Source organism: Prevotella sp. E9-3 (assembly GCF_022024015.1).
Lineage (GTDB): Bacteria > Bacteroidota > Bacteroidia > Bacteroidales > Bacteroidaceae > Prevotella.
The window spans coordinates 3452775-3478336 of sequence record NZ_CP091786.1 but is presented as its reverse complement, the minus strand read 5'-3'; the positions used below and the strand labels follow the sequence as shown (position 1 = coordinate 3478336).

Annotated in this window: 21 protein-coding genes; 12 read left to right on the top strand and 9 right to left on the bottom strand. The window is 47.1% G+C overall.

What is annotated here, in order from left to right:
• Positions 1-13: 13 nt before the first annotated feature.
• The 5 genes from L6475_RS13440 (at position 14) to L6475_RS13420 (ending at position 6161) form a co-directional block, all read left to right on the top strand.
• Positions 14-1690: a DUF4980 domain-containing protein gene (locus L6475_RS13440; RefSeq protein ID WP_237820884.1), complete on the top strand. Its 1677-nt coding sequence runs from the start codon at positions 14-16 to the stop codon at positions 1688-1690.
• A 39-nt stretch (positions 1691-1729) separates the two neighbouring features.
• On the top strand, positions 1730-2884 hold the full coding sequence (locus tag L6475_RS13435) for an MFS transporter (RefSeq protein ID WP_237820882.1): 1155 nt from the start codon (positions 1730-1732) through the stop codon (positions 2882-2884).
• A gap of 10 nt (positions 2885-2894) precedes the next feature.
• Positions 2895-3809, top strand: a complete 915-nt coding sequence (locus L6475_RS13430; RefSeq protein ID WP_237820880.1) for a carbohydrate kinase — start codon at positions 2895-2897, stop codon at positions 3807-3809.
• Positions 3810-3982: 173 nt separating this feature from the next.
• Positions 3983-4819 carry an AAA family ATPase gene (locus L6475_RS13425; protein WP_237820878.1) on the top strand — a complete coding sequence of 279 codons (837 nt, stop codon included), beginning with the start codon at positions 3983-3985 and terminating at the stop codon, positions 4817-4819.
• A gap of 160 nt (positions 4820-4979) precedes the next feature.
• Entirely contained in the window at positions 4980-6161 is a 1182-nt protein-coding gene (locus L6475_RS13420) for a DUF4435 domain-containing protein (RefSeq protein ID WP_237820876.1), read from the top strand.
• On the opposite strand, the gene L6475_RS13415 is transcribed toward L6475_RS13420, so the two are convergent.
• The 5 genes from L6475_RS13415 to L6475_RS13395 all read right to left on the bottom strand — a co-directional run bounded on the left by L6475_RS13415 (position 6083) and on the right by L6475_RS13395 (position 10429).
• Complete coding sequence (locus tag L6475_RS13415) at positions 6083-7003, bottom strand: putative 2-dehydropantoate 2-reductase (protein ID WP_237820874.1); 921 nt, start codon at positions 7001-7003, stop codon at positions 6083-6085. The two genes, L6475_RS13420 and L6475_RS13415, sit on opposite strands and share 79 nt — an antisense overlap.
• Before the next feature lie 50 nt (positions 7004-7053).
• Positions 7054-7560 (bottom strand): 5-(carboxyamino)imidazole ribonucleotide mutase, encoded by a 507-nt coding sequence (gene purE / locus L6475_RS13410; RefSeq protein WP_237820872.1) that lies wholly within the window; start codon positions 7558-7560, stop codon positions 7054-7056.
• 76 nt (positions 7561-7636) lie between these two features.
• Entirely contained in the window at positions 7637-8257 is a 621-nt protein-coding gene (locus tag L6475_RS13405; RefSeq protein WP_237820870.1) for a hypothetical protein, read from the bottom strand.
• On the bottom strand, positions 8254-9777 hold the full coding sequence (gene rpoN / locus L6475_RS13400; protein ID WP_237820868.1) for an RNA polymerase factor sigma-54: 1524 nt from the start codon (positions 9775-9777) through the stop codon (positions 8254-8256). Before rpoN ends, L6475_RS13405 begins: the two co-directional genes overlap by 4 nt.
• Before the next feature lie 4 nt (positions 9778-9781).
• A complete protein-coding gene (locus tag L6475_RS13395; RefSeq protein ID WP_237820866.1) occupies positions 9782-10429 on the bottom strand; it encodes a hypothetical protein in 648 nt (215 codons plus the stop codon).
• A 190-nt stretch (positions 10430-10619) separates the two neighbouring features.
• Here L6475_RS13395 and L6475_RS13390 point away from each other — a divergent pair, with 190 nt between their 5' ends.
• Complete coding sequence (locus L6475_RS13390; RefSeq protein WP_237820864.1) at positions 10620-11906, top strand: histidine-type phosphatase; 1287 nt, start codon at positions 10620-10622, stop codon at positions 11904-11906.
• A 177-nt stretch (positions 11907-12083) separates the two neighbouring features.
• Here L6475_RS13390 and L6475_RS13385 read toward each other — a convergent pair whose 3' ends face one another.
• From L6475_RS13385 to fic, 4 genes are all read right to left on the bottom strand, one after another.
• Positions 12084-12530 carry a hypothetical protein gene (locus tag L6475_RS13385; protein WP_237820862.1) on the bottom strand — a complete coding sequence of 149 codons (447 nt, stop codon included), beginning with the start codon at positions 12528-12530 and terminating at the stop codon, positions 12084-12086.
• A 43-nt stretch (positions 12531-12573) separates the two neighbouring features.
• Positions 12574-12993 (bottom strand): SufE family protein, encoded by a 420-nt coding sequence (locus L6475_RS13380; protein WP_237820860.1) that lies wholly within the window; start codon positions 12991-12993, stop codon positions 12574-12576.
• 453 nt (positions 12994-13446) lie between these two features.
• Positions 13447-13644: a hypothetical protein gene (locus L6475_RS13375; protein ID WP_237820858.1), complete on the bottom strand. Its 198-nt coding sequence runs from the start codon at positions 13642-13644 to the stop codon at positions 13447-13449.
• A 17-nt stretch (positions 13645-13661) separates the two neighbouring features.
• On the bottom strand, positions 13662-14537 hold the full coding sequence (gene fic / locus L6475_RS13370; RefSeq protein ID WP_237820856.1) for a protein adenylyltransferase Fic: 876 nt from the start codon (positions 14535-14537) through the stop codon (positions 13662-13664).
• 645 nt (positions 14538-15182) lie between these two features.
• Between fic and L6475_RS13365 the strand changes: the two genes are divergently transcribed.
• The 6 genes from L6475_RS13365 (at position 15183) to L6475_RS13340 (ending at position 25553) form a co-directional block, all read left to right on the top strand.
• Positions 15183-17042 carry a class I SAM-dependent DNA methyltransferase gene (locus tag L6475_RS13365; RefSeq protein WP_237820854.1) on the top strand — a complete coding sequence of 620 codons (1860 nt, stop codon included), beginning with the start codon at positions 15183-15185 and terminating at the stop codon, positions 17040-17042.
• A gap of 1 nt (position 17043) precedes the next feature.
• Positions 17044-18276 (top strand): restriction endonuclease subunit S, encoded by a 1233-nt coding sequence (locus tag L6475_RS13360; RefSeq protein ID WP_370641610.1) that lies wholly within the window; start codon positions 17044-17046, stop codon positions 18274-18276.
• A gap of 123 nt (positions 18277-18399) precedes the next feature.
• Positions 18400-18648, top strand: a complete 249-nt coding sequence (locus L6475_RS13355; RefSeq protein ID WP_237820850.1) for a hypothetical protein — start codon at positions 18400-18402, stop codon at positions 18646-18648.
• The gene (locus tag L6475_RS13350; protein WP_237820848.1) at positions 18636-18935 is read left to right on the top strand and encodes a type II toxin-antitoxin system RelE/ParE family toxin; all 300 of its coding nucleotides are present in this window, start codon (positions 18636-18638) and stop codon (positions 18933-18935) included. The genes L6475_RS13355 and L6475_RS13350 overlap by 13 nt, the downstream gene beginning before the upstream one ends.
• Before the next feature lie 64 nt (positions 18936-18999).
• Positions 19000-22182 carry a type I restriction endonuclease subunit R gene (locus L6475_RS13345; protein ID WP_237820846.1) on the top strand — a complete coding sequence of 1061 codons (3183 nt, stop codon included), beginning with the start codon at positions 19000-19002 and terminating at the stop codon, positions 22180-22182.
• Between the two features lie 839 nt (positions 22183-23021).
• Complete coding sequence (locus L6475_RS13340) at positions 23022-25553, top strand: family 78 glycoside hydrolase catalytic domain (protein ID WP_237824165.1); 2532 nt, start codon at positions 23022-23024, stop codon at positions 25551-25553.
• Positions 25554-25562: the final 9 nt, after the last annotated feature.

The following is a 25562-nucleotide window of genomic DNA, read 5'->3' as shown; positions in this document are numbered from 1 at the left end:
CCTAAACGAAAGAATGAAAAAACTGTTTGCTTTGATGGTCATGCTGATGACTGTCGCCGGCGTGAAAGCCCAGATGGTACTGAGCGACAATCACGCTATGCTCAAACTGGAACAGGGCAAGAAGTACTTGCTGCTGCCTGTACAGGAGAAGGAAGAGAATGCCTCTATTGCCGTTTTGGACGAAAGAAACGAGATGGTGATGCGGCTGAACGTGAAACTGGCTGTAGATAAAGTGGACTACTTTGTGCCGCTGGAACTGAAACAGGCACGACTGCTGGACATCATCTTCCATGGCGACCGTCGCACCACTGGTGCCATCAAGGATTTTGCCTGCTGGCGTGAAATGAAATACAGCAATTCTTTCGATACCACCAATCGCGAACGTTTCCGCCCCGTTTATCATCATACTCCGCTCTACGGATGGATGAACGACCCCAACGGACTGTTCTATAAAGATGGTGTATGGCACCTGTTCTATCAGTGGAACCCCTACGGATCGCAGTGGGAGAACATGACCTGGGGACACTCTACATCAACGGACTTGGTAAACTGGACTGCCCAGCCCACCGCACTGCAGTCTGACTGGCTGGGAGCTGTATTCTCGGGCAGTGCCATTGTGGATAAGAACAATACGGCAGGCTTTGGCAAGGATGCCGTCATCGCCATGTACACATCGGCTGGTGCATCGCAGACCCAAAGCATTGCCTATTCGACCGATGGCGGACGCACGTTCACCAAATATGCCGGCAACCCTGTAATCACCTTCAATGCGCCCGACTTCCGCGACCCAAAGGTGTTCTGGTACGAGCCTCGCCAGTGCTGGATGGTCATACTGGCCGTTGGACAGGAGGTTCATTTCTACAGTTCAAAGAACTTGAAGGAATGGAAATTTGAAAGCGCATTCGGTAGGCAGTATGGCAATCACGAGGGTGTTTGGGAATGTCCCGACCTGGTGCAACTGGGCGAGAAATGGGTGTTGATACTCAACATCAACCCCGGCGGTCCGTTCGGAGGCTCTGCCACACAGTATTTCGTAGGTCAGTTCGACGGACATAAGTTCACTTGTGAAGACGAGCCCGGCGAGACAAAATGGATGGACTACGGAAAGGACCATTATGCCACTGTCACCTTCCATAACGGTCCGGAAGGACGCATCGTTGCCCTTCCCTGGATGAGCAACTGGCAGTATGGCGGTGCCGTTCCCACCCTGCAGTTCCGCTCGGCCAATGGTCTGCCCCGCGACCTTGGACTCACCACGGTCAACGGAGAAAGCATCCTGACCAACACCCCTTCAAAAGAGCTGCTCGCCCTGCGCAGTAAGAAAGTGAAGACTCCTACAGATGCCTGCGAGATAGTGATAGACGTGAAGGGAACGATGGAACTGACGCTGATGAACAGCAAGGGCGAACGGGTAGTGATGAACTACGACAGCAAGAAGCAAACGTTCAGCATGGACCGTACCAAGAGCGGAGAAGTGAGCTTCAGCGAGGCCTTCCCTTGTGTAACGGAGGCTCCCACCTTCGGACCGATGAAGCAGTTGCGCCTGTTCATTGACCATAGCTCTATTGAAGCCTTTGAAGGCGAGGGCCGCATGGTAATGACCAATCTGGTGTTCCCCAGCGAACCTTATAATATAATTAAGGTGAAAGGCGGAAAGGCCACGATCTATAGTTTGGCGTTGAAGAAATGAAAAAGACTGAAGAATTGAAAAAACTGAAATAGATTTATTATGAGCCAAAACAAAAAACTTACCCTTGTGCCCCTGATGCTCTGCTTCTTCTGCATGGGCTTCGTCGATCTGGTGGGCATTGCCTCAAACTATGTGAAGGAAGACTTGTCGCTCAGCGATACCGTAGCCAATACGCTGCCCTCGTTGGTGTTCTTCTGGTTCCTCATCTTCTCAGTGCCCACAGGCATGCTGATGAACAAGATTGGAAGAAAGAACACGGTATTGGTGTCGTTGGTCATCACAGTGATTTCACTGTTGCTGCCGCTCACAGCCAATAATTTCTACGTGATGCTCATTGCTTTCTCACTGTTGGGAATTGGCAACGCACTGATGCAGACTTCATTGAACCCACTGGTGAGCGGCGTGATAGGCGGCGAGAATGTGGCCTCTACACTCACCTTCGGACAGTTTGTGAAAGCCATTGCCTCGTTCTCGGCTCCTTATCTGGCCATGTGGGGCGCTACAGCAGTTATTCCCTCGTTCGGACTTGACTGGCGCATACTGTTCTGCATCTTCCTGGTAGTAGGCGCCTTCTCTACCATCTGGCTGTGGATAACTCCTATTACCGAAGAGCCAATCGAGGGAAAAGCCTCCTCCTTTGTCGATTGCCTGAAACTGCTGGGTACTCCCATTGTACTGCTCTCGTTCCTGAGCATCATGTGTCATGTGGGTATTGACGTGGGCACCAACACCACAGCTCCGAAAATTCTGATGGAGCGCCTGGGAATGACGCTCAACGAGGCTGCCTTTGCCACATCACTATACTTCATATTCCGTACACTGGGTTGCCTCACGGGTTCTTACATTCTGCGCGTGATGAACAACCGCACGTTCTTCGTACTCTCGTCGATGATGCTGGCAGTAGCCATGTGCGGCCTCTTCGCCGGTCAGTCGGCAGGCATTCTCTACGCTTCTATCGCAATGGTAGGCTATGGCAACTCCAACCTCTTCTCAATAGTTTTTGCGCAGGCTTTGGCTGCCGTTCCACAGAAACAGAACGAGGTATCGGGACTAATGATTATGGGTCTCTTCGGCGGTACCATCTTCCCCTTGCTGATGGGCTTTGCCAGCGATGCCATGGGACAGGCCGGTGCTGTGTCTGTGATGGCCGTTGGTGTACTGTATCTTTTTATTTATGCTCGTAACCTTCGTTAGAAAAAAGAATATGGAAACAAAACGCTATGTAGTAGGACTCGGAGAGGTCCTTTGGGATGTACTTCCAGAAGGAAAGAAACTGGGTGGCGCTCCTGCCAATTTCGCCTATCATGCCGGACAGTTCCTTGGCATGGACAATACCATCGCCGTGAGTGCATTGGGCGAGGATAAACTGGCTGAAGAAACTGTCAGCGCCCTTCGTGAACATGAACTGAACGACCTGCTGCCCCGTGTGCCATACCCCACAGGCACCGTACAGGTACAGTTGGACGAACAGGGTATTCCCACGTATGATATCAAGGAGAACGTGGCTTGGGACAATATTCCTTTCGACGAGGATATACAGATGATTGCACAAAACTGCCGTGCCGTTTGCTTTGGCTCACTGGCCCAGCGCAATGTGGTGAGCCGCGAGACAATACATAAGTTCCTCGATGCTACCCCACACGACTGCTTGAAGATTTTCGATATCAACCTGCGCCAGCAGTTCTATACCAAGGAGATTATCCAGGAATCGTTGCAGCGTTGCAATATTTTGAAAATCAACGATGAGGAACTGGTGCTTATAGGTCGCATGTTCGGCTATCCCGGTCTGGATATGGAAAACAAGTGCTGGCTCATACTTGGCAAATACAATCTGGACATGCTGGTACTTACCTGTGGCACCAATGGTTCGTATGTGTTCTCACGCTGCGAGTCTAACGAGGGTCCGAGAAAGGCCTGTCAGATGTCGTTCCAGGAAACGCCGAAGGTAAAGGTGGCCGATACCGTAGGAGCCGGCGACTCGTTCACAGGTTCGTTCTGTGCATCGATTCTCAACGGAAAGACGGTATCAGAAGCCCACAAGAAGGCAGTCGAGGTGTCAGCTTTCGTTTGCACACAGAATGGTGCTATGCCTAAACTGCCTGAAGAACTACTCAAATGAAAGAGACTGTTTGAAAGACTAGCCGAATAAAAGGGAAACAGATTGTTCAGGATAACAACGATTGGTATGACAAGGGGTTGCAGGCCCATTGTTGTGCCAATCGTTAATGTTATGAAAATACTTGTCTGATAAATAGTTTTTTTCTATATTTGCCAAAAATAACCATTTAGCTTATGCAGAAGTTTGCCAACTATATTAAGAGGATAGAGATCGACTCGCTGTGGAGCGGCAAGAAACATATCGTTTGGGAACTGGACCCGAAGGTGAACATCCTGAGTGGTATCAACGGTATGGGCAAGAGCACTATTATAAATAAGGTGGTGAAAGGACTGGCTGCCGGCGGTGAGTTTCCCAGTCACATGCTGAAAGGGGTACACTTGGACGTAGAGCCTGAAGATGCCCGCTGGATACGCTACGATATGATCCGGTCACTGGATAGCAGTCTGTCGGCCTCGCTATCGGAAGTAGATAACTCTATGAAGCAGGCATTGACAGCACTGAGCGGTAGTTTCACCGGTTCATTGCTTGACATACAGCTCTACCACCTGCAACGTAAGTTTCTGGACTATCAAGTGAATGTTGGCAACCGTATCATTGAGCAGTTGCAGACTGGCAATATGGATGCAGCCCAGCAACTGTCGCAAAAGAAGAAACGCTTTCAGGACATGCTCGACGACCTGTTTTCCAATACCGGGAAACGCATTGTGCGCACTGAAAACGAGATACGATTCACACAAATAGGTGAGCAACTCATGCCCTACCAGTTGTCGAGTGGCGAAAAGCAGATGCTCATCATCCTGCTCACTGTCCTTGTTGAGGATGATCAGCCCTACGTACTGTTCATGGACGAACCGGAAGTGAGCCTGCACATTGAATGGCAGAAGAAACTCATCGATCTGATTCTGGAACTGAACCCGAACGTACAGATTATACTCACCACTCACTCGCCGGCCGTAGTGATGAACGGATGGGTGGACAACGTCACAGAAGTGAGCGACATCACTGTATAGTGGAGAGTTTAGAGTGGATAGTGTAGAGTTTGCTACCGCTGCAATCTTTCCACTATTCACTTTTAACTGTTCACTATTCTTTGAGTTGTACTGCGGAGCGGTAGCAAACTCTACACTATCCACTCTAAACTCTACACTTTACACTAAAAAATCTTCATCCGTGTCGAACCGTTTAAGAGATAATATCAACAGTCAGTACTTCCAGGCAGCCAACGCCTTGAGGTCGAAGAAAGCACGACGCAGGATTGTGGCCTACGTCGAGAGCTACGATGATATTTACTTTTGGCGCACCGTATTAGGTCCTTTTGAAGACGAGACCCGCTATTTTGAGGTGATGCTCCCTTCAAAACAAGCCCTGCTAAGGGGGAAGAAGTCGGTACTGATGAATTTCATTGAAGGACAGACAGGCCCTGACATGATAGCCTGTGTGGATGCCGACTACGACTATCTGCTGCAGGGAGTGACACCTACGTCGAAAAAGATTCTGACCAGTCCATACGTGTTTCACACTTATGTTTATGCCATTGAAAACTATCAATGTTATGCTCCTTCGCTGCACGATGTGTGTGTGGCCGTAACATTGAACGATCACCGCATCTTCGACTTCCAGGAATATTTCAGTCAGTTCAGTGAAGCCATCTTCCCATTGTTCGTATGGTCGGTGTGGGCTTACCGAACGGGTCACTACGGGCGTTTCTCACTCACCGATTTCAATCGAGTGTGCGACCCCGGCGGTTTTGTGATACAAGATTCCGTACGCTCCATTCAGAATGTGCGGCGGAAAGCTTTTCAGAAAGTGCGCGAACTGCAACGGATGTTTCCCGGCAACAAAGAGGCGTACCTGAAACTGAAAGACGAGATTCTGACGCTGGGCGTAACTCCTCAGACCACTTATCTGTACATTCAGGGCCACCATCTGTTCGATACCGTTGTGGCTCCGATTCTAACAAAGGTGTGCAACCAGCTGAGACAGGAACGGCAGAACGAGATCTATCACTCGAGGGCTCACGGCACACAGAAGCGAAATGAAATGTCCTGCTACGAAAACTCGCGACAGGACATTAAAACCATGTTGAAGAAAAACACCGGCTATACGCTTTCGGCACCCTTCCGCAAACTTCAGGCCGATATTCAAGGGTATTTTGATCAGAATGATCAGAATAATCAGAGTATTCAGAATAATCTGAATAATCAGAATATTCCGAACACTCCGAATACTCAGAACACTCAGAACACTCAGAATACTCAGAACACTCAGATCCCTCAGCCCTCTTCTTCCTCTGACAAGAACTTCAGTTCGGCTTCGAGCATCGACAGTTTAGACATCTCGAAACCTGCCTGACGGGCTATCTCTATAGGACGTGAATAGAGGTACTTGATTTCCATCTTCCTGTGGAAATCGAAATCAAGTTTCATTGAAGGCGAATAGGGAGTCATCACATCAGTGGTGTGAATCATCTTGTCGGCAAACGTCTCGTCAATGTTCTTCACCCCTAAATGGCGGGCAGCATTGATTACCTCCATCATCAGGTCACGAATCAGTTGGCGGGTAGCCGGATTCTTCAGCAGCAAATCGGTACGTGTGTTCAAGGCTACGGTCATGCCATTGAAGGGCATGTTCCAAACAGCCTTTTTCCAACGTGCTTCCTCATATTCTACCAGCTGTGCACGCACGCCAGTGGCATTGAAATCGTCAACAACTTCCTGCAGCAGTCTTTCGTCACGGCAAGAGTAGTTGCCTAAGTTGATGTTGCCATAGCACTGATGATTGACCACGCCGGGCTTGGTTTTGGCAGAACAGATGAAAGCCAAGCCTGCCACCAACTGCAGATGGGGGAACATCTGCTGAACATCGGCCTCTACACCAATACCATTCTGAATGAGTACTACCAGGGTAGAGGGCTTCAGCAATGGGGTCAGTAGTTCGGGCAGAAGATGATTGTTGGTGGTTTTCAAGCCCACCAGCACCACATCACACTTTGGCATGTCAGTTGCCGACTGATAGACATGTGGATGGTCAATATGGAACGAGCCGTCGCACGAATCAACCTGCAGACCATTGTCCTTCACATACTGATAGTCGCTATGCGACAGGAAATGGACTTCCTGTCCGCTGTGTGCCAGCTTGGCTCCGTAGAACCCGCCGATAGCCCCGACACCTATGACGCCATAAACTTTTTTCATGAGTAAGTATCTCTTAGACCGAATTAGTTTGTCTTGAACCGAAAATTCACTTAGTTCGTCTTGAACTGATATTTCACTTCAGCCAGTTCCTTATTGGCCTTCTCAATCTTAGCCTTCAGTCCGCTCTTATAGGCTGAAAGACGTTCGGCCAACGCTTCATCGGCGAGAGCCAGCATCTCGACAGCAAGGATAGCTGCATTCTGGGCACCGTTCACACCCACAGTAGCCACAGGAATGCCCGGGGGCATCTGGATGATGCTGAGCATGGCGTCAAGACCATCAAGCATACCTTTGATGGGTACACCGATCACCGGCAGAGTGGTAGAAGCGGCTATCACGCCGGGCAGTGCGGCAGCCATACCGGCACCGGCAATAATCACTTTCAGACCACGATCCTTGGCGGTACGGGCAAATTCCTCAACAGCCTCGGGAGTGCGATGAGCCGAAAGGGCATTCACTTCAAACGGAACCTGCAGCTCGTCGAGCAACTTGCAGGCTTTCTCCATAACGGGCAGGTCACTAGTGCTGCCCATGATGATGCTAACTTGTGGAGTCATTGTTTTTTGTTGGAATTACTATTTATTATTATAATTGATGATTCGATTCAGAAAGCAGAACTTGTTATTTGATGATTCAAAAATACAGAATACCTATCAGCGCTGTGAAAAAGCCTACGCCGAAACCACCCAGCACCTGTGACAGCGAATGCTGACGCAGAATCATGCGGGCAGAACCCAGCACGCCGGCCACAATGAGGGTGAGACAGAGCCACCACACGGGGTTGAAGGCAAACAGAGCAGAGAAGGCCAAAAGTGCACCTGCCACGCCACCGATTGCGGCCGTATGGGTAGATATTTTCCACCAGATATTGATGATGGCGCAGAGAATCTGTAAGACTAATGCCGACAGGATAATACTACTCACAAAGCGGAACACACCCAGATGCATCAGCAGTACCACGCAACTTACATAGCAGGCTATAGAAAGTACATAAGGCACCATACGGCGCTCGCGCTGCCCCAGTTCTATCAGTGTCCATCCCTGATATTTCCTGTAGAAATGAATCAGGTAGGTGGGCAGCAGAATGGTGAACAGATAGACGATGCACAGTATCTCAAGCTGATAGCTAATGGGCAGAAGTGCCAGATAGCTGAACGTGAACAGGATAATGAGTCCGACGAGTGGCAAGTAGAACGGTGTGAACAGCAAACTCACGAACCGTGCCAGATAGATGATATTTTTTTCTTTACTCATTTTCTTAATCGTGCTACAGGGAACCCCATCTGATCGCGATACTTAGCCACCGTGCGACGGGCCACAGGATAGCCTTTCTGTTTCAGCAAATCGCTGAGGGCATCGTCAGAGAATGGGTGTTTCTTGTCCTCACCCTCGATTATTTCGCGCAGGGCAGCTTTTATCTCACGGGTGGACAGTTCCTCGCCGCTCTCGGTAGTAAAGCCGTCGCTGAAGAAAAATTTCAATGGGAACATGCCCCAGCGGGTAAGTACATACTTGGAGTTGCTGACGCGTGAGATAGTAGAAAGGTCGAGCCCCGTCTTTGCAGCCACATCTTTCAGAATCATTGGGCGCAGCGAGGCTTCGTCTCCATCCTCAAAAAAGCGGTGCTGAATCTGGATAATGGCCTTCATCGTCACGGTAAGCGTGTGGCGGCGGGTGCGCACAGCCTCAATAAAGCTTTGTGCGGCATCTACTTTCTGCTTGGTATAGAGAAGGGCTTCCTTCATCTGTCGAGAGAGACCTTCCTTGTTCTGCTGATAGTCTTTCAGCAAATCGGCAAACGACTGCGACACCTGCAACTGTGGCAGTTCGCCATTGTTGAGGCTGAAGGTGAGCGTACCGTCATCCTGTGTATCTACAATAAAATCGGGAGTTATCTGTTGCATGGAGCGCCCCACGCTTTCACCCATAGAGGCACCCGGTTTGGGATTCAGTCGGCGCAGTTCGCGCTGAAGGAGTTCCACCTGATTGTCTTTAATGCCTAAGGCCGAACGGATGCGGTCCCAGTGTTTCTTGGTGAACTCTTCAAAATGGTTACTGATCACCTCACGCATCTGGGCAATGAGCGTTGGAGAATAATTATCCTCCTCTCCCTTTCTGTCTATCTGGAGCAGCAGGCACTCTTGCAGCGAGCGGGCGCCAATACCGGGAGGGTCAAGTTGCTGAAGTTTATGAAGCACCTGTTCAATCTCATCGGTGGTGGCATCTACATTGTGATAGATGGCCAGTTCGTCGCTGATGCTCTCCAACTCCTTGCGCAACAGACCGTCATCGTCGAGCGAGCCTATCAGATACTCCATGATATAACGCTCACGCTCGGTGATCTGCAGCTCGTTGACCTGCTGCAGAATCTGGTCGTAGAAGGAGAGCGTATCGCCATACACCATGTCCTCACGCTCTTCGGCCGATGAGTAGCCACCATGATAAACGGGCAGTTCTTCATCGTCGCGCCCTATATTCTCAAGAGCGGCGTCAAGGGCATCGCTGCGCTCTTCACGTTCACGCTGCAGGTCGAAATCGTCATCGGAAGAGTCGTCACTGTCTATACTTCCGTCAGTACTGAAATGATCATCCAGAGGCATGTCCTCGTCAGCAGATGTCTCCAGAGCCGGATTGTCGTGCATCTCGGTCTCAATACGCTCCATGAGTTGCGTAATGGGCAACTCTACAAGTTGCGCCTGTAGCAACTGCTGGGCTGAGATGCTCTGTTGGAGTTTCTGCTCCAGCTTCTGTTCTTGTATCTGACTCTGAGCCATTTCTCTAACGGTAGTATTCTTTGAGTTCCTCGGCAAAAGTGGACAGTTCTTCGGTCTCGCCATTTCCGAAACGCTGCCATATTTCCTGACAGGGTTCAGAAAGTGGATGCGGAACTGAAGAAGAGCGATGCAGGTAGGGATCGCACAGCTGATAGGTCTCTAAAGCGCTGACCACCAGCGATGCATTTACTTTCAACAGTTGGGCCAGTTCCGTCACTTCCGGTGTTTCGGCCACCATCGTAATGGGAGTCAGACGGAAATACAGATCGAGTATCAGGATCAGGGCCACCGGTGTGAGCGAAGGCTCTTCTGGAAGGGGGCGGAAATCACGTTCGAAGGTTTCGTTCACCTCTACGCCGTTGTAAAACATATCCGGGAGCCCGAAACCACGCATCTCGCGCCATAGACGAACGGCTCGAGCCAGTCGGCGCGGATTTTCGGCATAGCTCTGCCAGAAATGCTCTACTCTGGGTGTACTGAGTGTGGCAACCTGCTGCATACGTGCTGCCAACAATGGGGGAGCTATGTGCAGTTCAAGACTGAGGTTCACCATGTCGCGGCTGTAAGTGGGCTTCACACCAACGGGCTTACGCAAGTATATCTGCATGATGGGAAGCCAATAGTCGTCCTGCCAAACTGTGTTCCTTGCCATATCATCTATTATTTATTATTGTGCAAAATTACTAAAAAAACATACGCGGCGTACGATTTTGATTGTTAATGTAATGAAAAATAGCAGTAATTATATGCAGACTCATCAACTCATTGTAAAAATATTGTTATCTTTGCAGACAACGCATGTGAATCTCTATCACAATCCAAACAAAAACGAAGCTTCCCTAATGAGCCGACTTCTACTGCTGGTCATTTTCCAAATATCCATTCTACTGCTTTCTGCGCAGCCAACATCACAGGAAGAGATACTTGGCAACCCCAATCTTTCTGCCAGCAATAGTGTGGCATATCCATCACATCAGACAAAACTGACCCCTGCACCCAAAGGGATGAAGCCTTTCTACTTGAGTCACTATGGCCGTCACGGCTCGCGCTACCTGACCAAGAAAGAGGAATATAACTATGTGCCACGCATACTGAAAGAGGCTGAGAAACTGGGTAAACTGACCAAGCTGGGAATAGACGTGCTGAAACGTGCCCAGTATATCAGGGAAAAGACTACCGGTCACTGTGGCGACCTCACACCATTGGGTGCCCAACAGCTTAGGGACATTGCCCGCCGTATGACCGAGAATTTCCCAGAGCTCTTTCGCAGAAATGCCACAGTTGACGCCCGTAGCACGGTGGTGTCACGATGCATCCTGTCAATGGGCAATGCCATCCTCCAGCTGAAAGCCTACAATCCACGACTGGAAATCAGAAAGACAGCCAGTGGTCACGAGAATTACTTCATGTACTATCAAGACAAGAAACTCAGGGCGAAAAACCGTCCCGACACGCTGATAAAGGCATACAACAAGTTCTGCGAGGACCATTGGGCTCACGACCGTCTGATGAACTCGTTGTTCAACGACCCGGCATATATAAGAGACAGTATTGATATCAAGGAGTTGCATTTGCGCCTGTTCCGTTTGGCTGGCATCCTGCAAAATACCGAACTGGCCGATTCTGTAAGCCTGTACGACATTTTCACACCAAACGAGATATACAACAACTGGCTTACGGCAAACGTATGGTGGTATCTGGGCTACGGGTTCACTTCTCTGAACGGCGGCACACAGCCTTTCGTACAACGCAACCTCCTGCGCAAGATGATTGCTGATGCCGACTCGTGCATACAACTGAAGGAAACCAACGTCCAACTGCGTTTCGGTCACGACACCATTCTGCTGCCCTTGGTTTGTCTGATGGGCATCAACGGATACGACAAGCAAGTGGATAATCTTGACTCACTGGCTGCCAGCGGATGGATTGACTACCGGGTGTTCCCCATGGCCGGCAACCTCCAGTTAGTATTCTATCGCCGTAATGCGAAAGACCGTGACCCGTTGCTGAAAGTCTTGCTGAACGAGCAAGAGGCCACTCTTCCCATCCCCGCCTATCAAGGCCCTTACTACCGATGGGCAGATGTAAAAAAATATATGCTAAGAAGACTTAGCACATATGCTGAGTAAGAAAGAAATAGCTCCAAAATTTGGACGTTTCAGGAATTATTCCTACATTTGCAGCATGAAAGGAACCTGTTTAGGATGGGAGCCCCGGTTGGTCCGGCAAGCGACTCGTTAAAAACAGAAGCACTTTTAAACTCCGCTTCAGATGGATAGCCCCGGTTGGTCCGGCAAGCAAGGCCATTAAAGCGGAGTTCCTTTTTTAAGCTCGCTAACGGTTGTTTCAAAAGCATGCTGATCAATAATGGCGTATGGCTTGTAAGGACCACCATTCTTCATTTTTCGCATAGCCAAAATTGATCTTACCCCAATCTCGCGATCAAAATATACGAAGAAGGCACTTTCTTCATGTTTTCCTTCTAGTATGGTTCGCCACCCAAGGTATTCGGCTTTTTTTAGGAATGATGGGATATCCTTTGCTAACGCATTTTTGATAGCATTGAATTTATTGTCTCGTGAAGCTTTACTTACAATTGTCTTAAGATCAGACTTAGTGATTTCGACCTCCATCGTAATACCATTATTTACTGTAAAATGCATGGGATGCTCTTTTAGCCTTTCAGCTAGTTGCAATACCTCTTTGCGAAGGCGTTTACTTTCTATGTAGAAATCATCTTGAGTCCGTTTCATATTGCGATGGTGAGTCGAGAGGGGCTGTGGAGCGTCTGAAGGATTATCCTTTTTTCCCGTATGCCAGTGCGTACATTCGCATTTGCTTCACCATTGCCAGCAATCCGTTTGAGCGGGTGGGCGAAAGATGCTCTTTCAATCCTATCTGCTCAATAAAATAAAGATCGGCATCAAGAATCTCCTGTGGGGTGCTGTTGTCAAGCACTCTGATCAGCAAAGCAACAATACCTTTCACTATCAGCGCATCACTCTCAGCTGAGAAATGAATACGACCGTCCTCATAGTCAGCTTGAAGCCACACACGACTCTGACAGCCATCAATCAGATTGCTCTCAGTCTTGTATTTCTCATCCAGTGGCTCCTGCTCATTTCCCAGGTCTATCAGCAACTGATACTTATCCATCCAGTCGTCAAACCCCTGAAACTCCTCTATAATCTCGTCTTGCCTTTCGTTGATTGTCATTGTCTGTTCAATTAAATCTGTTTTTATTTTTCAGCCTGCAAAGTTAAGACTATTATCTGAATTGGCAAAGAAAAATGTGTTGCTCTTGTTTCTCCCCGCCTCAAAAATCAAAATATTTTGTATTGAAAGTTCATTTGGGATAATGTCCCTCCCAAGTATGGGGTTGGGGTAGGCCTCTTATATGAGGAATATTGACAAAAATTTTGCTCTCTGGTTCTGCATAAAATAGCTTCGAATGACCCCTTCCATGCGAGTTTACTGCCGACGTTCAGTTACATGTGAGTTACATACCAGTTACATACCGAGAACATTCAAGATGCCCCTTATTTATGGGAGACTTCAATGTCTGTTAAGTATAAAAACAAGCCTCCAGTTACATACCAGTTACATACCCTAAGCCCAGAATGGCACATACCCTTTATTGTTCCGGATTTGGTTCTCCGTCTTCTCCTCCTAGATTTTTCCTGCAATCAAAGTATCCTTTATAATACGTGATGCCATCGGGTAGTTCTGTTTGTCTATTCCAAGGCGTTCGCGAAGCGTCAGGTTGGTCATCTTGTCATTGGTGACATACTTCAGACAGGCATGCTGATAACAAGCATATATTCGTTCTTGCCTGTCTAGGTCGGCATATTTGCGATAAGCAAACAATGTAACAGTTGTATACGCTATTCTTCCTGTTCGTAATAGTAAGAGTAGTCTATGCCTTTCATAAAAATCTCACGGTCATCAATCTCATCTGTCATTGCCCCGTTAAGTAAGGCCTTAATGTATGTTGGGTCAGTGGTACTTCTCCGCATCGCTTCCAGATAGCGTTTCTTGTCTATCTGGCTCCAATCGACACACAGTTTCAGGTTTTTCTTGAACATCAAGTCCAACCAGATGCGAGTAGAACGCCCATTGCCTTCCATAAAGGGATGCGCCACGTTCATCTCTACATACTTATTGACTATTTCATCGAAAGAATTTTCAGGCATCTGTTCAATAAGCCTCAGATTCTGCATCAGATATTCGGCACGACAAAACAGCGTACCGTCTTTCCAGATAGTCTTGGTGCGTATCTGCCCGGCAAAGTCATAGAGTCCGCCGAAGAGGTAGGCATGAATCTGTTGTAGGCATTTCACCGTTCCTGGCTCCATACTGTCGAGCAAACCACTCTCTATCAGCGTGTATGCTTTCTTCTTGCTTTGCCCGTCAATGCTGTTGTCGCTATAGGTGAACCAATTGAGAAAGGCATTAGCCCGATTGTTAGGATAGTGGATGGCTAATGTCTGCACACCCTCTGCATCCAGCGCATCGGCCTTACGTTGTTTGCCATCAGGAGCCTCGAATTTGAAGTCGTGAGTGATACTCACGAGTTGAATGTCGTCTGTGTTTAACTTCTTTTTCAGCCAGCGCCAATAGTTACCGGCCTTTACATAATCCTCCTCATCATTGATGGCTCGCACAATGTCTGTAGCCGAAAACCACCACTTGTTGTGCTCTTCGTCCCAGACGGCCCGTACCTCACGGTCGTTAAAAAAACGGATAGACTTTTTGCTCATGACTTCACGGTGTTAGAAGAAGTTGGTATAATAGTTCGCCAGTTTATCATCCATTTCTTTTAACTTCCATGGAATATCTACAGGCTTGCCTTTCGTTGATTGTCATTGTCGGTTCAATTAAATCTGTTTTTATTTTTCAGCCTGCAAAGTTAAGACTATTATCTGAATTGGCAAAGAAAAAGCAAGTCAAACCATATAGCATATGTATCCTTCCGTTCCCTGTTTAGGCAGAATCCTATGCCTCGGACGGTTAAATTTCCATTAAAATACACCGTATTAGATAATTATTGCGTATATTTGCAATCAAATATCGCCGACACACCGTAAACGGTGAAAACTACAGCAGAATCTCTGAGTGCAGAGTGGCGATATGACTTTTGAGGGAAACATAAATACAGCATTAATGTTGTTGGAAATATCTGGGAACCTGAGAAATTCACAAGATATTCATAACATCCAAAGACAAGTTAATGCCTATGCGATAGCGTAGGCACGACTTATTCCGGATGTTATAGGCAATCTCACGGCCTCCAGATATGGGTAAGTAGCGTTCTACGCTTTTTCCATGTCTGGAGGCTCTGATTTTAGAAGGCCTATAATCATTCTAATGACAAGTGTGCTGCCTAAAACACTATTGCATAGACTATGAATCAGAGTCAATATAACCAACTGTTTTCGTTCATCTGGAATATTGCAACAGATGTACTTGTATATGCCTTCGAGAAAGGTGAGTATAAGAAGATTATCATGCCCATGATGGTGCTTCGACGCATTGACGTGCTGTTGGAGCCTACAAAGGAAGCGTTGCTTACCATGAAGCAAAAGCTTGATGAGAGCAATATCCAGAATCAGGATCCTATATTATATAATGTTACTGGTTATCCATTCTTCAATACGTCGAAGTTTACGATGAAGACACTGAAGAGTGAAACAGATCCTCTGCGACTGAAGATGAACTTTACGGACTATCTGAATGGCTTTAGCAAGGATGTGCAGGACATCATCGATAAGTTCCACCTGCGCCAGATGGTTGATAACCTTACTGAGGCAGAACGTCTGGGCAGTATTATCGAGAAGTTTACAGACGACAAGATTAACCTGTCTAACAAACCGGTACTTGACGATAATGGCAATGTGCGCCTTCCAGGACTTGATAACCACACAATGGGCACCATCTTCGAAGAACTGCTGCGCAAATTCAACGAGGAAAACAACGTAACAGAGGCCGGTGAACACTTCACGCCTCGTGACTATGTGAAGTTGCTGGCCGATTTGGCTGTGCTCCCCATCGCAGACAAGATAACGGATAATACCTATCATATTTACGACGGTGCGTGTGGCACTGGTGGTATTCTAACGATTGCAAAGGATCGTATCTTGGAGATTGCGAAAGAGCAAGGCAAGAACGTTCAGGTAAACATCTTCGGACAAGAGCTCCAGCCTGATACTTTTGCTACCTGCAAGGCAGACCTGATGATTTCTGAGAATATCAAGTCTTTCCAATATCATCATGGCACAGAGCAGCGTGAATATATAGCCTTCGACAGTACCATATCGCGTGATGGTCACCCAGGTGAGACCTACGACTTCTGCATCTCCAATCCTCCTTTTGGAACACCTTGGAAGGAAGATCTCAAGAAACGCGGCCTTGACGAAAAAGACAAAAAGAAGTTTACGGACAGTCGCTTTACTGTTTTAGATGGTGAGGGCAAAGAACTTTCTTTGATTCCTGATATTGGCGATGCGCAGATGATGTTTCTTGCCAACAACCTTTCTCGCATGAGAGAAGATACAGCCTTGGGCACTCGTATTGTGGAAGTACATAATGGCTCTTCACTCTTTACGGGTGATGCAGGAAGTGGAGCCAGCAACCTGCGCCAGTATATCATAGAGAACGACCTGCTTGAAGCCATCATTGCTATGCCTGAGAAGGACTTCTACAACACGGGTATTGGCACCTTCATTTGGGTTATAACGAACAGGAAAGAGGAACGTCGTAAGGGCTTTGTACAGCTTATTGATGCCACCGAGATAAAAACACCTTTGCGCAAAAACTTAGGTGAGAAGAACTGCGAGACTTCTGATACAGACCGTGCTCAGATTATGAAGCTGCTGATGGACTTCAAAGAGACACCTCAAAGCAAGATATTCCCTAACAACGAGTTTGGTTACTGGAGTGTGAAAGTCTATCAGCCACAGCGTGACGAACAAGGCAATATCATCATGAAGAAAGGTGAACCTGTGATAGACAAAAAGAGCAAGGATACGGAAATTATACCTTTCCGTTATGAAGGAGGCATAGAAGGATTCTTTGAGAACGAAATCAAGCCTTACTCTCCCGATGCTATCATCGACATGAAGAGTGTCGAGACAGGCTACGAACTCTCATTCACCAAGTATTTCTATAAGCCCAAGCAGTTGCGTACTATTGACGAAATCAGCCAGGATATTCGTGGCATCGAGGAACGCACAGACGGATTGTTGAACGAAATCTTAGGGAAGTAGTATGGAGAGGTATAGTTCATATAAGCCCACATATATGCAAGGGTTCGAAGAGATTCCAAGTCATTGGAATTGCATTCCTGTAAAGAGGGTTTGTTCTATGAAAAGCGGTAACAACATTACCTCATTAGATATATTAGATGAAGGTCCATATCCCGTTTTTGGTGCAAATGGTATGCGGGGTTATTATAACAGATATAATGTAGATGGTGATTATTTGCTTATTGGAAGGCAAGGTGCTTTATCTGGTAATGTTCACCACTATAACGGAAAATTTTGGGCGACAGATCATGCTCTAATAACTTATGTTAGGAGAGAAGATATCAACTATGTTTATTATGCTTTAATAGCCATTAATTTGAATCAATATGCATTTGGAACTGCAGCTCAACCAGGGTTGGCTGCATCAAAAATCATGGCGTTATCAATCCCTCTTCCTCCTCTTGCTGAGCAAGAGAAGATTGTAAGTTACTTGGAGGATAAGACTTCCAAGATAGATGCTTATGTAGCAGACAAGGAGAAAGAGATAGAACTGCTTCAGGAACTGAAACAGAAAACCATTGCCGATGCTGTCACTAAAGGCTTGAATCCTGATGCGAAGATGAAGGATAGTGGCATCTCGTGGATTGGGGAAATACCAGAGCATTGGGTACAATATCGATTTGCAACTTTATTTAAAGAAAAATCAATATGTAACCATGTGAATGAAGAGTTACTATCTGTTTATCTTGATCGAGGAGTCATTAGATTTTCTGAAGATAACAATAAAAGAACAAACCCAACGAGTAAAGACTTATCAAAATATCAACTAGTAGATATTGGTGATTTTGTTCTGAACAATCAACAAGCGTGGAGAGGTTCCGTTGGCGTTTCAAGATATAGAGGTATAATAAGTCCTGCATACTTCATATTTGAAATGTCATCAAAGCTGAATCCATTATATGCAAATTATTTACTACGTTCAACCTCGTGTGTTGCATATTATTATATATGTTCAAAGGGAATTGGTTCCATCCAGAGAAACTTAGATTGGAGTTCATTAAAACAAAAGAAATTGGCTATTCCACCTCTCAACGAGCAACAATCCATCGTCGCCTACATCGAAGAGAAGTGCGAGAAGATAGATAAACTTGCTTCTGAGCTACAATCAGAAATAGACTATTTAAAAGAGTATAAGCAGCGACTTATTGCTGACTGCGTAACAGGACAGATAAATGTTCAAAACGAAATGATATAAAATAAGGTGTGGCTGAAAAGCTGTGCAAGAAAAGAGGTCTTTGACATTGCGGCACAAGAAAGTGAAAGAAATCTTTGGAATTATTGATTATTAGCTCTATCTTTGCAGCAGAAATAAACGCAAATGAAAGAGAGAAAACCATATTCAAGGATTGACGAAGAGGACGGCAAAGTGATGACGGCTGGTGAAGCTGTTGCTGCTACGGCAATGGTTACAGACTATGAAATGCCCGAAACCGTTGACTATGCTAACATAGTTGATGGGACTTTGCAGGTCACTCCTGATATTGAGGAAGAATTGGCTGAAGTAGAGCGTGGAGAAGTCGTTTCTATGGGCGAGTTTAAAACAATGTTTGCGAAATGGCTCGACTAATAGAATTTAGTCGGCGTTCTACAGTACAACTTCAGAAAATTCTGGAGTTTTATGACGAACGTAATGGAAATGACACTTATAGTCGTCGCTTGTTGAAATGTCTGCTGGCAGATTTACGGCAAAAGGCTATGACTCCTACAGCAAGCAGCCCTTCAACTCGAAGTGATGTTCGCTTTTTCTATTTGATGGGATTTACAATCATCTTTCGTTATAATACTAGAAAAATTACGGTTCTCAGTATCCGCTCATCAGAGCGAAAGCCTTTGAAATTGTATCAAAAGCAATAATCGCTTTCTTGTGTCGCTATTGTCTTGATTAGAATTAAGACGTTAATAAAACAAGATAAAGACAATGCCGACAAATGTAAGTGAAATGAACCTCGAAGACATGATTCTTGCTTACTTGAGAGATAAGCAAGGATATGAAGAGGGAACAAGCAATGACTACGTTAAAGACTATGCTCTGGATACGGAGCGAGTGAAGCGATTCCTACTTTCAACGCAAAGACAGAAAGTGGAGAATACGGCATGTTTTGGCAATGAGATATCTGAACGCAGGTTCTTCACGGAGTTGGCAAAGCAGTTGGCTAATCGTGGCGTGACGGATGTGCTGCGCAAGGGCTTCCGCTATATATCAGAACTCTTCGACATGTACTATCCTCTTCCTTCTGAACTGAACCCCACAGCGCAGGAGCTGTACAAGAAGAATATTTTCTGCATCACCAAGGAGTTGGCATATAGCAAGGAGAACGACAATCGCATAGACTTGATGGTGTCGCTGAATGGTCTGCCACTGATCACCATGGAACTGAAGAACCACTATACAGGGCAGACGGTGGAAAATGCCGTGAAGCAATACCAGACGGACCGTGACCCAAAGGACCCTTTGCTGGCACCAAAGCGCTGTGCAGTACATTTCGCTGTGGATGACGATGACATCAAAATGTGTACTTGGCTGAGTGGCAAATCATCGTGGTTCCTTCCATTTAATAAAGGTGTGAATGGTGGTGCTGGCAACCCCAACAATCCCAATGGTGTGAAGACGGCCTATCTCTGGGAAGAGATATTGGCAAAGGAGTCGCTTTCGGATATTATCGAAAACTATGCACAGGTAATCAAGAAGCTCGACCCTAAGACGAATACAGAGAAGCAAAGCGTGATATGGCCTCGCTATCACCAGCTGGACTGTGTGCGTAGGTTGTTGGCAGAGACAAAAGCCAAGGGTGTAGGTCAAAGATTCTTGATTCAGCACTCAGCAGGTTCTGGTAAGTCAAACTCTATTACGTGGCTGGCTTATCAGTTGGTAGGATTGTTGGACGGAACACAGGCATTGCTGGATAGTGTGATTGTGGTGACAGACCGTGTGAATCTGGACACGCAGATCAGGAATAATATTGTGGCCTTCAAACGCCTGCAGAACTTGGTAGCTTGGGCAGACAGCGCAGAATCTTTGAGAAATCATCTGGAGAGTGGCAAGAAGATTATCATTACTATTGTTCATAAGTTCCCATACATCTTGGAGGCTATCGGTGGTGAACTGAAGCACAAGCGCTTTGGCATCATCATCGACGAGGCGCACAGCAGTCAGAATGGTTCGCTGAGTGCCAAGATGAATATAGCATTGAGCGGTAACGCGGGTGACGACGAGATGGATTTAGAAGACCGCCTTACTGCCATCATTGAGGGACGTAAAATGGTGAAGAATGCGAACTACTATGCTTTCACGGCTACGCCCAAGAACAAAACGCTGCAGATGTTTGGCACGCCTTTCCAACAGCCGGATGGAGAAATAGGCCACAAACCATTCCACGAATACACCATGAAACAGGCTATTGAAGAAGGCTTCATTATGGATGTATTGGCGCACTATACCACCTATACCTCATTATATAAGATAGTGAAGGCGGTAGAGAACGATCCCATGTTCGACAAGAAGGAAGCCATGAAGAAGTTGCGTGCTTTTGTGGAAAGTCAGCCTGAAACGATTCAGCAGAAAGCAAGTATTATTGTGGAGCACTTCCATACCCAAGTTATTGACAAGGGAAAAGTAGGAGGTCAGGCAAGGGCCATGGTGGTAACAAGCAGCATACTCAGAGCTATTGAATTCTACTATGAAATCAAGCGTCTGTTGGAAGAGCGTAAGAGTCCATACAAGGCTATCGTAGCTTTCTCTGGCTCGAAGAACTATGGTGGAAAGGATGTGACGGAAGCAGACATCAACGGTTTCCCCTCAAAGGATATTGAGGAGAACATGGAGCATGATCCATATCGCATACTGGTAGTGGCAGACAAGTTCCAGACAGGCTACGACCAGCCTTTGCTGCATACGATGTATGTTGACAAGGTTCTTACGGATGTGAAGGCTGTGCAGACGCTATCAAGACTGAATCGCTGTCATCCCAAAAAGCGAGATACCTTCGTACTGGATTTCGCTAATGATGCTGATGATATTCAAAAATCATTCCAACGTTTCTATAAGACCACGATTCTCTCGAAAGAGACAGATCCTAACAAACTCAACGATTTGCTGATGCAGATAGAAGAAGCTAATATCTATACAGAGGAAGAGGTGAGACTGCTGAATGAGAAGTATTGGAGCAATGCTCCAAGAGAAACACTTGACCCAATAGTGAACAAGGCGGTGGAACGGTTCAAGGCTCTTGACGAGAATATGCAGATAACCACGAAGAGCAGTATCAAGGGATTCCTCCGCACTTATCCTTTTATAGCTGCAGTGATGCCATTCAAGAGTACGGAGTGGGAAATGTTGGATACTTATTTCTCATTGCTCGTACATAAACTGCCCAAACTGACAGGTGAGGACTTTACCGAAGGGTTGCTGGACTCTATTGATTTTGATAAGTACCGCCTGATAAAGAATGATGAGAAAAAGATAGAATTAGAGAATAAGAATTCAGAGATTTCACCAATACCTGTAGGAACAGTTCAAGGTCCACAAGAACCGGATTTGGTGAAGTTAAGCGACATTCTGAACGAATGGAACAATCTTCACTTCAGCAATATGGAAAAGGCTAAAGAGCAATTAGAAGAATTGCCTGAGCGTCTGCGTGCTGACGAGACATTTGTCAATGCGGCCAAGAACAGCAATAAGGAAACGGCTATGCAGCAATGTGCAGCGTCGTTGATGATGATTGTGGCCGGTATGTTGAACGAGAACACGGAGTTCTGCCGTTACTATCTGGACAATCCTGACTTCATGGCTGCTATCAACAATCGTGTGTTTGATTCGGTATATAGCGGACTGATGTTGTCATACAAGAAGTTGGAGAATGTTGAGGACGACAGGGATATACGCAATCTTATCTTTGACCGGCTTCACATGGATAGCAGCATCACTAACGGCGAATTGCAGATTGAGGTTCAGAAAACGTTTGGCGAACGCTATCCTGGCATGAGCAATAATGACTGGCGGCACATCATCGAAGCCTATACACCTATGGTTAGAAATGCCTCAGAACCCAAAACCAGAGATATTCCCCTTGGCTATCCAATGGCAGCAGAAGGTGATAGATGAGATTCGTAGTACCATCTCTCCCATCTGACCTTTCAATTAACACAGAGTCGTACTAGTGGGTCTCTTATATGAAGAATATTGACAAAAATTTTGCTCTCTGGCTCTGCATAAAATAGCTTCGTTTTAGCCCTTCCATGCGAGTTTACTGCCGACGTTTTGTGTAAAAAGCTGGTGAATTTAGGGCAAATGACGCTTTTTTTCCCGTTGAAAAGCGTTTTTTTGAACAAATTTGATTGTAATTGAACAGTTGACTGAATAGTTTGTTTCAACTGAATGCAACCTCCATTGCAACTGAATGGTACTTACTTCGCAATAGAATGGTGGTTGTTCTGCAATAGAATGGTGGTTGCATTGCAATGGAATGGTGGTTGCATTGCAGTAGAATGGTGGTTGCATTGCAATAGAATGGTGGTTGCAGGCTGAAAATGGGGTATTGTTCGGTATGATGAACGTTGATTGCATCATACCTCGCAGAAACCTTGTTCGTATTCACAACGTACTGATACATAGTGAGTTGTGATTTGCAAGCAAGGCGCATTATAACTCGTGTATTTCCGACCGACTTCACGTTTGGTGAATTTGGCTCGAGTTTTGAGGGCCATAGTATGAATAATTTTGATAAATGCCCATAGCAGCTATAATATTTGCTATAACGGCTATGATAATTGGGATACCGGGCGGCGTTGGAACAAGAGTGATATAATTTGACCAATTTTTTTTATTATTTCATTCGCTAAAATCATAACTTTGTGCCACTAAACTTAAAACTGTATTTTGAAGTAATGATGAACAAAACAACTATTCTTACCATTATGAAGTCTTTTTGGATAGCTTCAATAATGATGACTGTGTGGGGATGCTCCAGTTCAGAATCACCGTTGACGGCTGAGCGTACTGCACCCCTTGACGATGCCGCCTGGCAGTCGTCAAAATGGATTTCGGCTGTTGACGCCCCCGTTGTACAGGGTGCTATCAATGACGATAGCAATGGTCGTGCTGCCGATGGTGCCAGCTGGTTTCTCTCCACTGTTATTAATGATGCAAATGTTGAGAAGGCCCGTTGGATGATTACCAGTCTGGGCATCAACGAACTGTATGTCAACGGACAGGTGATTGGTCGTGAGGTGCTGCGTCCCGGTTTCACCCATCACAGCAAGACCAAACGCTCGTTTACCTACGATATTACACCATTATTAAATAAGAAGAGCGGCGAGACCAACGTGCTGGCTGCTCAGGTGACACCCGGTTGGTGGGGCGACAAAATTGTTACTCCCTGGGGCCACGATGGTATGATAGGCAAGAAATGTGCCTTTCGCGGTGTACTGGAAATCACCTATACCGACGGCACTACCCGTCGTTATGGTACCAACACCGACCAGTGGAAGGCTGGCATAGCCGGAAAGGTGCAGCATGCTGCCATTTTCGATGGCGAGGAGTTTGACGCCCGCCAGCCATTGGGCTTCGAGGTGAAAGGTGCTGTCGAGGAGAATACCGAGTTCAATGGCGATATCCTTCCATCCGACGGTGCCGAGGTTTATCACCGCACCGATCTGGCCATGAAGCCCGTGAAATCCTACATCTGGCGCCATTTCACCGAAAGCAAGAACGAGGAATTTGGCCGAGTGGTGATTGAGAGTGAGTTTGGTCCCGACGAAGAGATTACCCTTGTGCCGGGCGATAACCTGGTGGTTGACTTCGGTCAGAACTGTGCTGCCGTACCTTCGTTTGTGTTCATGGCGCGCCGAAACACCACGCTGCTGTGTCTGCCCGGCGAACTGCTCAATGATGGCAATGGCGCAAAGAGCCGTGGCATGGACGGTCCCGAGGGCAGTGTTCATCGTGACAACCTGCGCATGGGTGCTATTGGTGCCCGCATCAGCTATACCTTTGCCGGCGAGGGCATAGAGAAATACACGCCGCGCTACTCTTTCTTTGGCTATCGCTATATGGATATCATAGCCACCGACACCGTCACCATCAAGTCTATTGTCTCTGTTCCCGTCACCTCTATAGCCAAGGAACTGGAAACGGGTACCATCACTACGGGCAATGAACTGATCAACAAGCTCATTTCGAACACCCTTTGGGGCCAGCGCTCCAACTACCTGTCGGTGCCCACCGACTGCCCTCAGCGCAACGAGCGCCTGGGATGGACCGCCGATACACAGGTGTTCACCGAAACAGGCACCTTCTTTGCCAACACTCGTAAGTTCTTCCATAAGTGGATGCGCGATATGCGTGACTCTCAGAACGAGCAGGGCGGTTTCCCCGGTGTGGCACCTACGGCACAGTATGGCGGCGAGTGCACCCGTCTGGGATGGACCGATGCCGGCGTGATTGTTCCCTGGACCATCTGGAAGCAGTATGCCGATACCGACATCATCGATGAGAACTGGGCTGCCATGGATAAGTTCATTCAGCATATCAACGAGACCCAATACGACCATCAGGCCCTCATAGCCGAGAACGGCAACTATCAATGGGCCGACTGGCTGAGTTATGAGCCTCTGGAGAGTTGTGGCGGCACTGCCTTTGAGAATGGAAAGCCTAAGGCTGATGCTATTGATTACTGGAACTACCTGAGCCTGTGCTATTGGGCTATGGACGCACAGATGATGGCCGATATGGCCCGTGCCACCAGTCGCAATGCAGCCCCCTATGAAGCGATGGTCGCTAAGGCACGCGAACAGCTGTTGAGTCGTTTCCTCCGTGCCGACGGCACCTTTGTTAACGAGATTCTCAACACCATGCAGACGCCCGCCCTCTTTGCCCTGAAGAATCATCTGGTGGAAGGACAGGCTAAAGAGAACATGATTGTCCGCTTGCGCGAGAACTTCACCGCCCACGGCAACTGCCTGCAGACAGGCTTCCTCGGTACCTCAATCCTCATGCAGACCCTCACCGACAATGGCATGTCTGACATAGCCTACGAGCTGCTCTTCCAGCGTAAGAACCCCAGTTGGCTCTATTCTATCGACAACGGGGCCACCACTATCTGGGAGCGTTGGAACAGTTATACCCTCGATAGCGGTATGGGTCCGCGGGGCATGAACTCATTCAATCACTATGCCTATGGCTGTGTGTGCCAGTGGCTGTGGCAAACGGCTGCCGGTATTGCTGCCGATACGGCCGAGCCTGGCTTCCGTCACATCATCATGCGCCCCGTGCCCGACAAGCGTTTGGGTCATCTCGACGCCGAATATCAGTCGGCTGCCGGACTCATCAAGAGCAGCTGGCACTACGAGGGCGACAAGTGGGTATGGACATTCACCATTCCCAAGGGTGCCACCGCTACTGTCATCCTGCCCGGACAGACGGAAGGGAAGAAGTATGAGAGCGGAACTTATACAGTTCATAGTTCTGATAATTGATAATTGATA

Excerpts from the sequence above, each read along its gene's own strand:
- purE (WP_237820872.1), bottom strand. The coding sequence starts at position 7,560 with ATGACTCCACAAGTTAGCATCATCATGGGCAGCACTAGTGACCTGCCC.
- L6475_RS13360 (WP_370641610.1), top strand. The coding sequence starts at position 17,044 with ATGGAGAGGTATAGTTCATATAAGCCCACATATATGCAAGGGTTCGAA.
- rpoN (WP_237820868.1), bottom strand. The coding sequence starts at position 9,777 with ATGGCTCAGAGTCAGATACAAGAACAGAAGCTGGAGCAGAAACTCCAA.
- L6475_RS13395 (WP_237820866.1), bottom strand. The coding sequence starts at position 10,429 with ATGGCAAGGAACACAGTTTGGCAGGACGACTATTGGCTTCCCATCATG.
- L6475_RS13415 (WP_237820874.1), bottom strand. The coding sequence starts at position 7,003 with ATGAAAAAAGTTTATGGCGTCATAGGTGTCGGGGCTATCGGCGGGTTC.
- L6475_RS13340 (WP_237824165.1), top strand. The coding sequence starts at position 23,022 with ATGATGACTGTGTGGGGATGCTCCAGTTCAGAATCACCGTTGACGGCT.
- L6475_RS13390 (WP_237820864.1), top strand. The coding sequence starts at position 10,620 with ATGAGCCGACTTCTACTGCTGGTCATTTTCCAAATATCCATTCTACTG.
- L6475_RS13385 (WP_237820862.1), bottom strand. The coding sequence starts at position 12,530 with ATGAAACGGACTCAAGATGATTTCTACATAGAAAGTAAACGCCTTCGC.
- L6475_RS13405 (WP_237820870.1), bottom strand. The coding sequence starts at position 8,257 with ATGAGTAAAGAAAAAAATATCATCTATCTGGCACGGTTCGTGAGTTTG.
- L6475_RS13435 (WP_237820882.1), top strand. The coding sequence starts at position 1,730 with ATGAGCCAAAACAAAAAACTTACCCTTGTGCCCCTGATGCTCTGCTTC.
- L6475_RS13430 (WP_237820880.1), top strand. The coding sequence starts at position 2,895 with ATGGAAACAAAACGCTATGTAGTAGGACTCGGAGAGGTCCTTTGGGAT.
- L6475_RS13350 (WP_237820848.1), top strand. The coding sequence starts at position 18,636 with ATGGCTCGACTAATAGAATTTAGTCGGCGTTCTACAGTACAACTTCAG.
- L6475_RS13345 (WP_237820846.1), top strand. The coding sequence starts at position 19,000 with ATGCCGACAAATGTAAGTGAAATGAACCTCGAAGACATGATTCTTGCT.
- L6475_RS13355 (WP_237820850.1), top strand. The coding sequence starts at position 18,400 with ATGAAAGAGAGAAAACCATATTCAAGGATTGACGAAGAGGACGGCAAA.
- L6475_RS13365 (WP_237820854.1), top strand. The coding sequence starts at position 15,183 with ATGAATCAGAGTCAATATAACCAACTGTTTTCGTTCATCTGGAATATT.
- L6475_RS13380 (WP_237820860.1), bottom strand. The coding sequence starts at position 12,993 with ATGACAATCAACGAAAGGCAAGACGAGATTATAGAGGAGTTTCAGGGG.
- L6475_RS13440 (WP_237820884.1), top strand. The coding sequence starts at position 14 with ATGAAAAAACTGTTTGCTTTGATGGTCATGCTGATGACTGTCGCCGGC.
- fic (WP_237820856.1), bottom strand. The coding sequence starts at position 14,537 with ATGAGCAAAAAGTCTATCCGTTTTTTTAACGACCGTGAGGTACGGGCC.
- L6475_RS13425 (WP_237820878.1), top strand. The coding sequence starts at position 3,983 with ATGCAGAAGTTTGCCAACTATATTAAGAGGATAGAGATCGACTCGCTG.